The organism is Microcystis sp. M083S1 (assembly GCF_020246405.1).
Lineage (GTDB): Bacteria > Cyanobacteriota > Cyanobacteriia > Cyanobacteriales > Microcystaceae > Microcystis > Microcystis aeruginosa_C.
The window spans coordinates 23,672-39,371 of record NZ_JADBTB010000245.1; the positions used below are offsets into that span (position 1 = coordinate 23,672).

The window sequence follows — 15,700 nt, forward strand, 5'->3', positions numbered from 1 at the left end:
TGCTTTTTCCCTGAAAATTAGGTAGTTGACCACCTGAAAATCGATAAAACCCCACACCCTACACCCCACACCCCACACCCTGCCACCACCGAAAAGCTTTTTGCTGCAAACCCTAGTTATACTTTTAGAACAGATTCAGATCCGTTAAAGCGCCGAGACTGCTAGAGGAGACTAACTTGGCGAATTTGCCGAGAATTCCCGTTTTATAGCGTGGGGGACGCGGTTGCCAATGGTTACGACGACGGGTTAATTCTTCCTCCGATACATTTAACTGCAAGAGACGCTGACGAGCATCAATAGTGATTTGATCTCCTTCCTCTACTAGGGCAATTGTACCACCCACCGCTGCTTCTGGAGCGACGTGACCGACCACCATGCCATAGGTTCCCCCGGAAAAACGACCATCGGTAATTAATCCCACGGAATCCCCTAAACCGGCGCCGATAATTGCCGAAGTGGGGGCTAACATTTCCCGCATACCCGGTCCGCCTACTGGTCCCTCGTAACGGACAACCACCACATCCCCGGCTTTAATTTTTCCGGCTAAAATTGCCTCTAAACAGGTTTCTTCCGACTCAAACACCCGCGCAGGCCCAGTGATGACCGGAGTTTTCACGCCGCTAATTTTGGCCACGGCCCCCTCTGTGGCCAGATTTCCTTTTAAAATGGCTAAATGACCCTCTTTATAGACAGGATTGCTAAAAGGACGGATAACGTCTTGGCCTGAGGGCGGTTGGTCGGGAATATCGGCTAAAATCTCGGCGATAGTCTGACCGCTAATGGTGAGGGCATCCCCGTGGAGTAAACCATTAACCAGGAGAATTTTCATCACTTGGGGAATACCGCCGGCTTTATGCAGATCTACGGTAACGTAACGCCCGGAGGGTTTAAGATCGCAGATAACCGGTACACGCTGGCGGATGGTTTCAAAATCATCGATCGATAATTCTACCCCGATGGTGCGGGAAATGGCTAAAAGGTGCAGCACAGCGTTAGTGGAACCCCCCACCGCCATAATTACCGAAATGGCGTTTTCAAAGGCTTTACGGGTCAAAATTTGGCTAGGGAGAATCTGTTTTCTAACCGCCTCGACTAAAACCTTGGCCGATTCTTCGGTACTATCGGCTTTTTCCGCATCTTCGGCGGCCATGGTTGAGGTATAGGGTAAACTCATCCCCATGGCTTCAAAAATGGAAGACATGGTATTAGCAGTAAACATCCCACCACAGGAACCAGCCCCGGGGCAAGCGTTGCGTTCAATTCCGATGAGGTCTTCTTCACTGATTTTACCGGCGCTGTACTGTCCCACGGCTTCAAAGGAACTGACCACGGTTAAATCGCAATCTTTGTAGCGCCCCGGTTTAATCGTGCCACCATAGACGAAAATAGCGGGAATATTCATCCGGGCCATGGCAATCATTGCCCCCGGCATATTTTTGTCACAACCCCCGATAGCGAGGACTCCATCGAGACTTTGACCATTACAGACGGTTTCAATGGAATCGGCGATTACTTCCCTAGAAACGAGAGAATATTTCATTCCTTCTGTTCCCATGGAAATCCCGTCACTAATGGTGATAGTCCCGAAAAGTTGCGGCATTCCCCCCGCTAATCTGGTTCCTGCTTCGGCACGCATTGCTAAATCATTAATTCCCATGTTACAGGGGGTAATGGTGCTAAATCCGTTAGCGATGCCGATGATTGGTTTGCTAAAGTCCTCATCGCCAAAACCTACCGCTCTTAACATAGCCCGATTAGGACTGCGTTGGGTACCTTGGGTAACAATGCGACTTCTGTAGTTATCTGCCATAACTTTATCTTTCTCCAATGGCGGCTGACGGGTGCGATCGCTACTCGAATTCTCCAATCGCACCTTTATTTCTATTTTCTGACTTTTGGCCGCTCTGAGCAGGTTTTAGGACAGTCCATGTCTAAAGAAAATATAAAACTGCGGGATGATTCAGGGAACAGCCATCAGGAATCAGGAATCAGCAGTCAGACGAAATCCTGTTTAAAAAGTATGGGAGGGTGGCAAGCGCTAGAGTTGCAAAAGAACAAGCTTGAGCATTTGTAATAAAATTTCCCCTAATCAGTTTCAGTGCAGTACAGGTTATCGGCAAAAGCATCCATAATTAGGGTTTGCTGAATAAATGTGAAATGTAGGCAAGGTAGAGGTTTTGTGGCTTTTCTCGCTCCCACAGGTGCAAGATTTTGAGAGAATCGTGCTTCAAAACCTTGCGTCTTCATCGGCCCGCGTCCTGTAGGGGCGATGAATTCGGGCAATAACCTATCGGTGAAACCAGAGATTTTCTATCCGAATGCTTCGCGCCTACTTTTGGCCGCAAGCCCTAATTAGGGTTTGCTGAATAAATCAATTGGCTGCTGTGGGAAGCATGGCAGATGTAAAGGGTGCTAGGATTGCGCCTTGACAATATCACGGTTATTTAACCAGATATAATATAAGCTGTTCATCTGGGAAAGAAAAGGATTAATTTAGTAATACACCGAGTCATCAGAACGTTTGTAGAAATTGTAGGATGGCTTGATGCAAAATAGGGTTGGTAAACCATCAGCATCAATACAAAAGCAGATTGTCCCATTTTTTTGTAAATGGTAAGCTTCCGCAACGAAGGTTAGTTTGAAACCCGCATCCGTTGTTACCGTTAAAATTGTTGGTTCATTTTTGCTGAACAGTTCTTCATAAGATTTTTGTTCATACTCTTTACCAATCTTATCGACTTCTTGTCGGAGAATTTGATAATTACGAATGAGTGTCTGTCTTTGTTCCTTGCTTAAAGGAAATAAGTTAGCTAGTTTCATTGATTTCTCCTAATAAAAAAAAACAGAGTTCATCTAGCGGTAAATTCTTCATAGAAAAATGAGAAATATACTGCTGAATCTTACTAATTTTAATTGGGGGAAACCGTCTAAGTTCATCAGACCAATATTTCAATACTCCCACTTCTCCATAAACATATATTTGTGCCAGCCAAGATAAAAAATCTCTCAGGATAGCATCAGACATAAAATAAAATCCCCAATCTATTACATGATAGCGATCGCCGATATTATCTGGCAAATTCAAATTAACATCTGGACGTTTCTCAAATTCTGACAAGCTATATAGAGCATAATTAGACAAACCGCAATTAGAAAGATTTGCCGCCTCAGCTTCAGCCAGCCACGAATCTAGCTTTTGCCTAAAATGCTTTTCAATTCGCAAGATTTTTGAGGGAATTAATATGCAAAATTTAGCACTCATAGTTGACTTTTACCTAACCGTAAGAATAGGACACTTCAGTTATCAGTTATCTTGAAGCACCGAAGCAATTTTTGTGATATACTGACGCAGAAAAAGGGTTTCTTTAAGAAACCCTTTTTCTTGATAGCGGGTGATGTTAACAATTCTTGCGCTTGCACTTGCTGGCTAATCCTAGAGTTAATAATAGTCCGAAAATAGTATCAGGTTCGGGAACTTTGGCGATATCAGAATTATTAGTTAGTTTAATATTATCAACTAATAAAGCTGAATTGATAGTGTTATCTCCTCCCCCTGTCTTATCCACATCAACTACCCCAAACCCTAAAATATAATTTCCAGTCACCGATATTGGTATCGTGTAGGTTTGATAACCTGTTTCTTTCTTTAAATGGGAAAAAGAGGGACTGACTGGAAAACTAGATTGAATATCCGCCAAACGATATAAATTGTTATTAAGGGTAAAAAAAGCGAAATCGTTGTAATCTACATTAGCGGCATCTTCATCAGTCAGAAAATTCCAAGAAAAGCTGAAAATATCGCCAGCATTAGCAGTAATAGTCTGTTTGATGGCCGAGCCTTCAATTACCCCTAGATTGCTTAACTCATTAACGGATAAGCCGAGAAATGATTCCAAATCATTAGCATTAGTCAAAGATTGACTGTCATCACAAGCACCAGTAAAAAAACAAGTTTGTAACACGGCTTGATAACTTCCGTTAACTGGTGTAACCTGAAAACTTGAAGTTTCAACGCTCGCTTGTCCACTGGTATTCCAGTCAGAAAAATTACCAGTTTCAAAACTTCCATTGACAACGGCGGCGGGGGAAGTTTCAGCCGTCGCCACTAACAAACCAGCAACAGTAATTAAGGTTAAAGTTGGGAGTTTAAACATGAGTAATTTTCCTGATATATGGTTAATTGTGAGATGGGATGTTTCGCTGGCTGTTTACTTAAGCTTGAATTAAAATGTCATTCTCATTTAGCTGTGGGATACTATTCAATGTGACAAAAAGTGCGCCATTACCTAATCCTGTCGTGGCTCCATTTTGATTGTAGAACAGATTACCTGTTGCTAAATTGTAAACGATTTTAGCATTACTGGAACCAACTAAGGCTAGTTCGTTAGCCGCCTCATTGATGGTGGCAAATTCGGCGGCTTGTAAGCTATTGCCGACGGTACTAACAAGAGCATTGAAGGAGGTTTTACTCAGGATAATTTTGTCACTTCCTTTAGTAAAGTCGCTGATGTTATCAACTCCAAAATCACTGGTATTAAAGATAGCACCACTGCCAAAGAGGAATGAGTCGCTGCCATCGCCGCCGGTGAGAATATCATTTCCTTTTCCACCAATCAGGGTGTCGTTACCTGCGCCACCGAGGAGAGTGTCATTGCCATCTAATCCCTTGAGTAGGTTATTGCCACTGTTACCGGTGATGACATTATCTAGATTGTTACCTGTGCCGTCGATGTTGGCGTTCCCTGTTAGGGTGATATTTTCGATGTTGACGGTGAGAGTGTAATTTACAGAGGATTTGATGGTGTCTTGTCCTTGGCCAGCATTTTCAATGGCTACGTCGCGGCTGCTATCGACAATGTAGGTGTCGTCACCGGGACCGCCTGCGAGTCGGTCATTTCCTATACCACCATCGAGAATATCGTTGCCTTCACCGCCGTTGACGCTATCGTTACCAGCACCAGCATTGATGTGGTCGTCGCCGCTAGTACCGTTGACGGTTTCACTGCTGCTGCTACCGTTGACGGCGTTGAGGACGTTGAGGCTAAAGCTATCGTTGGCTTTTTCTCCGGCTGAGTCGCTGGCGATTACTGTCAGGTTATAAGTACCTGAAGCAGTATCGGAGGGGGTGCCACTGAAGGTACGGGTAGCGCTATCAAAGGTGATGCCACTGGGGAGGACTGTTCCTGTGGCTAGGGTGTAGGTGAGATTATCGCCGTCAATGTCTGTGAAGGTGTTGGCGGGAATGGTGAAGCTGAAGGGTTGATTTTCTGTGGCGGTTTGATTGGCTATTTCCTGTTGCAATGTGGGTGCATCATTGACAGATGCAACTGTTATGGTGAAGCTATTGTCAACAGTTTTACCGTTGGATGTTCCACGAATCGTAATATTAGCTATCCCAGATTGATTGTTTTGATAGTCGAGGGTTAACTGATTGTCAACAATAGTAGCGGTGACTAATCCTGTATTGTCATTGACGAATACTGATTTAACAATTGAAGTCGGGTCATTATCAATATCGGTGAAGATATTAGTTAAATCAATGACGGTATTAGCTGCATCTTCGTTAACATTGACATCAGTAATGGGATTGATGACAGTTGGTGCATCATCTACTGGGTTAACTGTGATATTCACTGTCGCAGCATTATCTGCATAAACACTCCCATCAAACCCGTTCCAACTAAAAGTAATATTCCCGTTAAAGTTAGTATTGGGACTAAAAGTGAGATTATTTAGGTCACTGACAGCAATTTCTTGATTGAGTGCAATTGCTGTATTATTCAGTTGGAGAACACCGTTATTAGGTAAAGCAGTAATCTCTATCTTAACCAGAGTATTACCATCAGAATCATTGAAAGCTGAAGTAAAGTCAGTTTGACTAAAGTTGATGGGGTTATCTTCATTCCCACTCTTATTAATGTTATTGAGAGTTGGCGGTTGATTAAGTTGCTGATTTCCGAAGCTAATTCCCGTTAGTATCTGTCCTCCAGTCAGGGTGACATTATGAACTAAACTGACGGTATTAGTGACCGTGTTGGAGCCATTATTATTGTTATTTCCTGGGTTAACTAAATCTGGATTAGGATTACTGTCATTGAGGGTGAGTATGCTTTCTGCTAAAGCAATTGCATTAATTCGAGGATAACTGATTCCTGTATTGGTAACGTTATCGTTTTCGTCATCCCCATCAATAATTAAATTGCTGGTGGTGTCTAATAAGGTACGAAATTCAGTTAAGGTTAATTCCCGTCCTAAATAAGTTTGAGCAATCTGTTGAGCAAGGGTAGCAATTGCGCTAATGTAAGGCACGGCTTGAGATGTGCCACCCATGGTAATTGTCCCACCAGTTGCATTTGCGCCACTGATTAAAATACCCGGCGCAAATACATCTAAAAGGGGATGACGTTGGGAGAAACTGGCGATTCGGTCTGCTGCGGTTGTATAGTCTTTAGCACCATTACTGAAGCTGCCAGAACCGAAATCATCGGCCCAAACTGCACCGACGGAGATTACATTCGGGTCGGCTGCTGGATAGGCTAATCCGGGGGTACTGTTAAAGGTATAGAAACTGTTACCCGCTGCGGCTGCTATGAGAATATTTTGTCCGGCAATGGCGGCTAATTCATCGCCAATTCCATAGCGTCCGGTAGCGGTTGTCCAGTTTTGATTATCTCCTAAAGAAAGGTTGACAGAGGTGACATTATATGTGTTCGCATTTGTATTAACCCACTGTAGGGCCTCTTCTAAGTCAGCAAAGTACCCGGAACCGTTATCTTTAAAGACTTTGAGGATAATTAAGTTAGCATCGGGAGCAATTTGGGAGGCGATACTGGTAATGTGGGAGCCGTGATTGTTTTTATCACTGGCATCAGTATCATTATCAGCAAAGTCGTATTGATAGATAATCTTGTCAGCAATACCATTATTATTAGCATCCGCACCGAATAAGGGATGATTTAAGTCGGCACCGGTGTCAATAATAACGATGCTTTGTCCCTGTCCTTTGATATTGGTAAAGCGGGAATCTGACCAGAAATCATCGAGGTTAATTAGATTGGTGGCGTTAGTATTTTGCGAGTTAGAAATGGTGTTACTGGGATTTGAGATAGGCGGTGTTATTGGATTATTATTGGGAGATTCATCATCAATAATGGTGACGGTTGCATGACTTTGATTCCCCAGAGTTGCGCCACCGGTGGGGTTGGTGAGATTGATGGTAAAGGATTCATTTCCTTCGACTTTGTTATCATTCCGAATGCGGATAGCGTTGGGATTATTTAAGATGGCGTTTTGGACGGGAATGACTTTACTGATTTCGTTTTCGGCGAAGGTAATGGTAATGGGATTTTGGTTAAAATCATTGTTGACGGAACTAGCGGCGCAACCGCAACCTTTGGCGGTTCCATCGCTAAAGGTTAGGGTGGCTGTGACTGTTCCTGTGAGGTTTCCGCTACGGATGATGATAATTTCAGTGATGGCGGTTCCGTCTTCTGTAACTGTGTAGTTGCCGGTGCTGAAGTTGAGTTGGGTTTGATTACTTGTAGCGGGAGAAATTAGTTCTAAAGTGGGAATTGCGAGGGGAATATCCGCCGCTGTGGTGGTGATATTGAGGAGGGGATAGGTTTGTTTCCAGCCTGTTTGCACTACTTGAGCGACGTTATAATTACCCGGACGCAGGTTATTAAATGTATAGTCGCCGTTAGCATTAGTTTGGGTTGTGGTTTCTCCGGTATCGAGTTGGTTATTATTGTTGGTGTCTAAATAGACTGTCCAGCCTGCTAGATTGGGTTCGTTGTTATCAGCCGCATTGCCATCAATATCGTTCCAAACTGTCCCTTTGATTTCTGCGTCGTTGTCTTGAATGGTTACATTAACCGTCCCAATGGTTAACCCGTTGTAGTTGGTATCTGTACTGCTGATATTGTGGGTAATGGTAGCAGTTTGATTTCCTTCTGTTAGGGTGTCATCTACTGCGGTAATGGTGACGTTTTGGGGAGTGTTCCAGTTGGTTGTAGTGAAGGTAAGAGTAGTTGAATTGAGGGTGATTTGATTGTTACTGGTTAGGGTAATGGTGACATCGGCAGTGGGTTGGGTTTTGAGGACGAGAGAGTAGGTATCGGTGTTACCTCCTTCGGTGACGGTGGTATTTCCGGCTGTTTGGGTTAAGGTGACTCCTGGGGTGGGAGGGGGAGTAATGGTAAAGCTTGTGGTTTTGGCTGCGTCGCCGTTATTTCCGGCGTTGTCTTGGATGGTGGTTGCGTCAACCTGTAAGCTATAGATACCGGGGGTGTTGGTTAAGTTACCTAACCCGTTAATGCGGTAGGTTGTATCAGAGAGATATTCAACGGTTACGGTATTAGGAAGGGTTAGGGTGACACCATTACGGGTTAAGGTAATATCACTTTTATCAAAGGTATTGAGGTTAATTTGTTCGGAGAATTGAACGTCAATACTGTTGATGGGGTTGGCGGTTGAGGTGGGAACGTTGATAAATTGGGTAAGGACTGGTTGGGTGATGTCTGCAAATAGACTTAAGGTTGTATTGGTGGTGTTTCCTGCGGTATCTTCTACCCGGATTTCTATATCTTTTGCGCCAGGTGAGGGAAGTTGAACTTGACTACTAAATTGGCTTCCGTTTACGGTTGCTTGTTGTAACAGTTGATTGGTGATTTTGTCGTAGAAGAAGACTTTTAATCCGGTTTCTCCTAATTGACCACTAATGGTGGGATTGGTGGTATCAATTCGGGTTTGTCCTGATGCAGTTAAAGGCTGTAATGGCGCGAGGTCTGCAGTATTTATCCCTGAAGGTGTTAGGGGATTGGTGACTGTAATATTAGTAGGAATTGCGGGTGCGATGGTATCCATTACCCAGGTTTCGGACTGGGTTCCATTTCCTGAATTACCGGATAAGTCTTGGATTCCACTACCGTTAACTGTCAGGTTATAGGTTCCATCGGTTGTGGTTAATCCACTTAGTCCATTAATGCGATAGGTGGTGTCATTAATGGTGCTAATGGTGACGGTATTGTTAATTAAATTGCTGCCACTATTACGGGTGAGAGTAATATCTTGCCAAGTGAAGGTACTGAGGTCAATTTTTTCGGAGAAGGTGACGGTTAAAGAGGGAACCGGTTGATTACGCGGGTTGATTAATAGATTGGCAATATCTGTTACTACTGGTGGGGTGGTGTCGGCATTACCGCCAGCGGTTTTCTCCCAGGTTTCTGTTAGTGAACCGCTACCAAATTTACCACTGGTGTCTTGGATTCCTGTGGCGTTGATGGTGAGTATATAGTCTCCCTCATTGTTGGTTAGGGTGTTTAATCCGCTGATTTGATAACGGGTGGAAGAGAGGGAAACAATGGTAACGGTGGAGTTGATTAAGTTTGTGCCATTGTTGAGGGTTAAGCTTAAGTCATTGTAATCGAAACTACTGGCTTGTATGGGTTCAGAAAAGTCAACGGTAATGGCGTTAACTGCTGTGGCGCGTGGGTCTGGACTGACATCAATAATGTCGGTAATAGTGGGTCCGCCGGGGGTATAAACAACCGTGTAGGTTTTCGTTCCTCCTGTGGCGTTATTGTCAAAGAAATGGAGGATATTTTCATAGTTTGGACGACCAGTAGCGGGGAAGGTACGGTCGGTTGTCCAAATATTATCTAAGCCAATTTCTGTACCGTCAGACCGCAAGATTTTAACGATGTCGTATTGACTGTTACTGGGTTCATCTAAGCGGAAGTAAGTCCAGCCATCTTGGACGGTGGCGCTAATTTGAACGGTTAAATCATTGAGGGTTGGGGGTGCGTCAATGGTGGCGTTTTTGACGGCTTTGACGGCTGCGGTTCCGCCACTGCTAAAGTAGATTATATCGGGGGTGAATTGTGCGTCAAAGGTTTCGTTAACGAGGAAGTCGGGTAAGTTGTCGGGGTTGGAATGATTGACTTGAACTGTATGAATTAGTTCGTGGATTTTGACTTCTTTGATGAGGGAGAGTTCAGCTTTACCGAGGCTGTTGATGTGTTCAAAGGTGGCTTTATAATCGATGAATTTCCCTTGTAGGCTGGATTTGAGTAACCATTCAGCAACGGCGGTTTCTCCGGCTTCAATATTACCAAAGTTGACGGTTAAGGAAGGACTAACTCCTTGTCCGTTGACTTCGGAACCGATGATTTGAAAGTCTATTAGTAAGCCTTTTTCGTTTTCAACGATTTTCGGTTGTCCGGAGGTGATTCTCAGGTTTTTTGCGTCTCCTTTTCCTTCATTTCTGATGAGGACGGCGAGGGAGTAGGGGACGGATGTTTCGATAATGTCATCGGTGAAGGGGTCATCGGCGAAGACATCTCGTTGATGGAAGTAGTCGAGGTAAAGTTCGGCTTGGGGATAGACGGTTACGGGACTGGAAAGTAGGGGGACGGTGATAGTTTTGCCGTTTTCCAGGTAGGAAAGGGTTCCACCAATGTTGTATTGGGTGGGAATTTCTGGCGCGGCTAAATTGGTAGGAATAAAGGTCCATTGTGCGCTACCAATTCCTTCGTCTTGGGGAGTGTCGGGGTTATCTCCGGTTAAGATTCCTGTCCCATCAACGGCGGTGATATTGCTAAGAATGGGGTCGGTAATGCCGAATTTATCGTTGACAATGTTGCCGTTTTGGTCTTTGATTTGAAGGATAACAGAGAGGTTAGTTAGGTTGGTTGCGTTACCGTTTTCTATTTCTAAATTGCCAAGGAAGGCAGCGCGAGTCATTACTGCTTCTTGGTCGATTTTGATTTTGACTGTGGCGCAGACTCCTTGTGTATTATCTTTTGGATCAGGATTGTTAGGATCTTGACCATTTTGCTCTTCAATTCCATCATTAACGCCATCGCCATCAGTATCTTTGAGAAGTGGATTTGAAAAAATTAAGGCTTCATAAAAATCATTCAATCCATCTTCATCTAAATCTGAATTGATACCATTGTAGGTATTTGAATTTAGACCGATTGTACTTTCATAAGAATCAGCTAGTCCGTCTTCATCATTATCACTATCTTCAAGTGCGAATTGTCCGATACCAAAATCATCTCCATTTCGAGCAATTATATAAACAATAGGAGTAAATTGAACAAGAGGGAAATCACTACTTAGAATAGATAATAATCCATTGTTTGAAATTTGAGCTACTTGATTATCAGCAACAACAAAATATTGAGTACCAGTTGTCGAAGAAGTTAAGTCAGAAATAGTACCATCTAAATTATTTTTAGTTACTTTTATTTGAAATTCTTCCCCAACTGATAAAAAGAATAAATCATTAATTTCTATTTTTAATACTGAAGATGATGCAAGCTCTTCAGAAAATAGTTGGTCTTTGCTTAGAGAAGACGGTTGAATTACTTGATAATTTTGAGCCGACAAGTTTTGAGAAGTATCTGTAATCAAAGATTGAGAACCCAAGCCACTACAGTTAAGAGTTCCGTCAGCCTTACGAGACAACAATATATCTACCATTAATCCCGCACCAGAAGGAACTACTACTTGAGCTATATTAGCTGCAATTTGACTCATTTCTCCAGATGCAGCAACTTCATTAAAGCAAGGAACAACACCATAATCAAAAAAACTTTTATGATCGTTACGATTGTACGATCCGTTACAAATTGCTCTAGTAAACCCCGGAATTAAATCTTTTACAAAGTGAAAACCTCCTGCAACAAGAGAACCAATATCGCCTGTTGTTATTGGTCCACCAGGGATAGGAATGGGTGTATTAGGAATATGATTAAGAACAGGTATCCAAGCAGGGATCGACTTTGTAATCTTATCAACTGTTTCTGTACTACCTCGATTACTTTTGAGATCATTTGCCATTTGGCAGAGAATATTTTTCATAAATCCCCCACCCCATCCGTCTTGGTTATCTGCTGCTTTTTCAGAAATACAAAGAACCTGATGATGATAGCCAGCCGTTGCTGTCCCTTGCCGATCATTGTATTTATCTGAAAAAGTCTTGAGTATATCTGTATAGTTACAATCTAGTGGTGGTGGTGGTGGATCATTAGGTTTTGTATTACAAGGATTCTTCGTATAAATGATTGGAGTGGAAGAATAAACCGAACCAGCAGCACCGCCACCGCCGCCACCGCCGCCACCGCCGCCACCGCCGCCACCGCCGCCGCCGCCACCGCCGCCACCGCCGATACCACCACCAGCACAATTTCCTTCTACATTATTAAAGGCAATGGTTGTCGATTTTTGGACATCATTTCCCCCACAAGGATAAGACCAACCAAGAGAACCAGAAATTGAACAAGGAACTGATGGTGTAGCTAGAGTTGAAAGTTCCCCTGCACTATTTGGCAAAGTATCAAAGTCAGCAATTCTTGTAATTCTTACAGGAATAGTTAGAGAACTTTTTGCGGCTAACCCATCAAAATTATTAATTAAAGGTTCAATTTTATAAAACGGATGACTACCAAAATTCAGTTTGACATCATTCGCCGCAATCAACCCGTGATTAGTCACAGTCATGTTAATTTGTGTGACTTGACCAACTGCTTGTAAATCTTTTAAATCGATTAAAGGCGGGTCAATTGTTACTACAGGAATTGGAACATCGGTTTCAAACGTCGATTGAACCGTAATAATATATTTATCTTCAATTTCTGTCGGCGTTACTGTCCAAGTATATTTAACTGTTTGTCTTGACAAAAATGCCTGAATATCTTCCGTTTCTCCCGCACCAATATAAATATTCTGCTCATAAGTATCATGGTTGTCAGCAGTAATCCGCAGTTTATAATACCCCTCTGCTAAGTCAGTTTTAGACAATATCCCATCGGCATCTTTTTCTGAGGAAATAACGGTTCCTGTAAAGGGATCTAATAGGGTAATTGTCGCATTTTCTAGCCTGGGTGAACCTTCTGCAAAGAAGAATAATTCATCAACAACACTAATATTTAAATTCCCTTTCGCTTCCGAAATCGCTCGGAAATTAAACGGTAAACTTAAGGATGCTTCATCCCCAGAAATAACTATATTTCCGTTATAAACTGTCAACTCTTGCGTTGCTGACGGTTGTAATAACAACGAAACTTTCGTTGATTGACCCGGATTCAAGGAAGGTAGCTTAACCGCAGAAGCAGACTTTAACCAAGACGCATTAGGAAGCAGAATATTTAATTCTCCTGACGCAATTTCCCCTTGATTACTAACCGTAAACTCGACTATTGTTTGACCTCCCCGCAACATCGAAGCTTGTAAACTTCTGGTATCTGCAACTAAACGGGGTAATAGTCGCGCCACATCTACTCGTATTGGTAGATTTGCGGTAACGCCTTCAGTGGTACTTAATCCCAGACCAAAGTTGTAATAACTCCATTTATCATCCGGGACATTGATACTGTAATTGACTGTGATTTCTTCATTACCCCCTAAACTCGTTTTCTCTGGGGTGACATTAACTGTCCAATCACTTGGCGCACCATTGACTGTAGCAGTTAATCCCGATAAGCTTAGATTACTCAGGTTTTGTAGTTTCACTGACCCATTAAAGGTGGTTCCTTCGGTAATCTTTTGGGAAACCTGCGTTAAGAATTGGTCATTTTGTTCAAACCGCATTCCTAAGAGAGTAAAACTATCTTCTGGGGTAGTATCTTCACTCGCAAACCCAGGGAAATAAGCATTGATATTATAAGTCCCCGCTTCTCCGGGTAAGGGAGTAAATTGACGGACAAAATTACCATTTCCATCGGTAAACGCATCAATCTCTCGAATATTTCCTTTATTCTCTACCCGGACTTTGACAAATTCATAGGCTACAGGAGAATTATCACTATTACTTAAGGCTTGTCCCCGGAGAGTGACGGGATTACCGGCGATGGCAGTTTCTGTGTCAGAATAAACCGTACCACGATAAGCAGGTGTTACTGTTACTGGGGTAATCGTTGTATTATTGCTTTCCCCTATTGTGACTCCTTCATTAACGGTATTTCCGTTATCTGTCACCCCAATTAGGTAATATTGTCCTGGATTACGGGGAGCAAAGTAAGTGACTGTGCGATTGTAGGAGGTTCCCGCTAATAAATTGGCTGGAGTTTCTGTACTTCCTAAGCCAAATTCTCCTAATAAGGTGTCGTTGGTGTCTAACTTATTATCGGTTGATAAATAAACTCGGTCTTTCCAACTTCCCGTCGCAGCGATAATTCCGTTATTGGTGACTGTGTAGGTAAATTGAGACTGCTTAGTTGTATAAGTTGGGGAGATTCCTTGTAATTGAGTGAGGACTAAATCAGGAACATTAATATCTGTGATTTCTAAGTTGTCACTTCCACTATTTAATCCTGTTGCTGAAGCGGTAATTATTACTGTTTGACTACCGTCGTTGATTCCGTCACTAATTCCGGTAATAGTGAAAGTGGCTGAAGTTTGTCCCGCAGCAATTGTTACTGTGTTGGGGACTGTTGCTTCGGTGGTATCGCTGGAATTGAGGGTAACAATTAAGTCGCTGCTGGTATTAGTATTACGGGTAAGGGTTGCTGTTGCGGTTCCCGTTTCCGCGATGACATCTTTGTCGATAACGACTTTTAAAGTGGGACTTTCGTTATCGATGATATTAATATTAGTGGTTGCGGTTCCTGTATCGGTTGCTAAGTTTGTCCCTGTATAGGTAGGTTTGGCGGTGATGGTAACTGTTTGATTACCATCTAAAACGGTATCATCAACTCCGGTTATTTCAAAGGTGACAGATGCTTGATTGGCGGGAATGATAACAGTAGCAGGGACGGTTGCGGCGTTAATATTACTACTGGATAGTTGTACCTGTAGTGGTGTATCGGTAACGAGATTACGAGTAACTGTTGCTGTTGTTTTACCCCCATTTTCGTAGATCCCCCCTGGCCCCCCTTCAGAAGGGGGGAGAATATTGAGGGTTAACGTAACTGCATCATTATCAATAATTGCTAGGGTATCTGAACCACTAACAAATCCTTGTGCTGTGGCAATAATGGTATAGTTTTTTGCTAGTTCAATTAAGGTATCATCAACCGCATTAATATTAAAGTTGGCTGAATTTGCACCGGTGGGAATAGTAACAGTTGTCGGTACAGTAATTTGACTATTTTCACTATTAACTAAGGTGACTGTTAAGGGGTCTGTGGTGTCGGTATTGCGGGTGATTGTTCCCTGAATGGTGTTACCTTCGGTGACTTGTTCCCCACTAATAGTAAGGGTTAAGGTGGGTTTAAAGTCGTTGTCAATAATATTGACAATTGCGCTGTTTTGTGAGCCGATTGTTACGCCGTTGGTGGGGTTAGATAGACTGAGATTGATGGTTTCTGTGGCTTCAAAGATACTGTCATCAATGATGGGGATGGTGACGGTTTTACTGGTTTCTCCGTTGGCGAAGTTAACCGTAATTGCGGTGTTATTGTAGTCAGATGGTGCAGTTGCTGTTCCATTTGTTAGGTTGATTCTGACACTAACTGCGCCATCACTTCCATTGCTACGAGTTAAAGTAACTGCGGTAACGGGGGTTCCATTTTCATTGACTGAATAAGTCCCATTGCTAAATTGAATGACTCCTGGTACTGCGTCATTATCAATAATCGTTAGGGTGGCGGTTTGTTGGGTTCCTAAGGTTGCGCCACCTGTGGGATTAGAAAGGGTTAGGTTGACGGTTTCTGTTGGTTCATAAATGGTGTCATTATTGATAGGAATGGTGACA

Annotated in this window: 6 protein-coding genes; 1 reads left to right on the forward strand and 5 read right to left on the reverse strand. The window is 43.0% G+C overall.

The window, feature by feature from the left end:
• Positions 1-124: 124 nt before the first annotated feature.
• A complete protein-coding gene (gene ilvD / locus IM450_RS21960; protein WP_004268355.1) occupies positions 125-1,810 on the reverse strand; it encodes a dihydroxy-acid dehydratase in 1,686 nt (561 codons plus the stop codon).
• A gap of 117 nt (positions 1,811-1,927) precedes the next feature.
• On the opposite strand from ilvD, the gene IM450_RS21965 reads away from it, so the two are divergent.
• Positions 1,928-2,074, forward strand: a complete 147-nt coding sequence (locus IM450_RS21965; protein ID WP_194018311.1) for a hypothetical protein — start codon at positions 1,928-1,930, stop codon at positions 2,072-2,074.
• Between the two features lie 419 nt (positions 2,075-2,493).
• Here the strand turns inward: IM450_RS21965 and IM450_RS21970 are convergent, their stop codons facing one another.
• The 4 genes from IM450_RS21970 to IM450_RS21985 form a co-directional block, all read right to left on the reverse strand.
• On the reverse strand, positions 2,494-2,820 hold the full coding sequence (locus IM450_RS21970; RefSeq protein WP_194018312.1) for a hypothetical protein: 327 nt from the start codon (positions 2,818-2,820) through the stop codon (positions 2,494-2,496).
• Positions 2,807-3,262 carry a hypothetical protein gene (locus tag IM450_RS21975; RefSeq protein ID WP_002802289.1) on the reverse strand — a complete coding sequence of 152 codons (456 nt, stop codon included), beginning with the start codon at positions 3,260-3,262 and terminating at the stop codon, positions 2,807-2,809. Before IM450_RS21975 ends, IM450_RS21970 begins: the two co-directional genes overlap by 14 nt.
• Before the next feature lie 136 nt (positions 3,263-3,398).
• Positions 3,399-4,154, reverse strand: coding sequence for a PEP-CTERM sorting domain-containing protein (locus IM450_RS21980; RefSeq protein WP_287666290.1), 756 nt, complete (start codon positions 4,152-4,154; stop codon positions 3,399-3,401).
• A 58-nt stretch (positions 4,155-4,212) separates the two neighbouring features.
• Positions 4,213-15,700 (reverse strand): Calx-beta domain-containing protein (locus IM450_RS21985; RefSeq protein ID WP_287666293.1); only part of this gene is annotated, 11,488 nt, incomplete at its 5' end.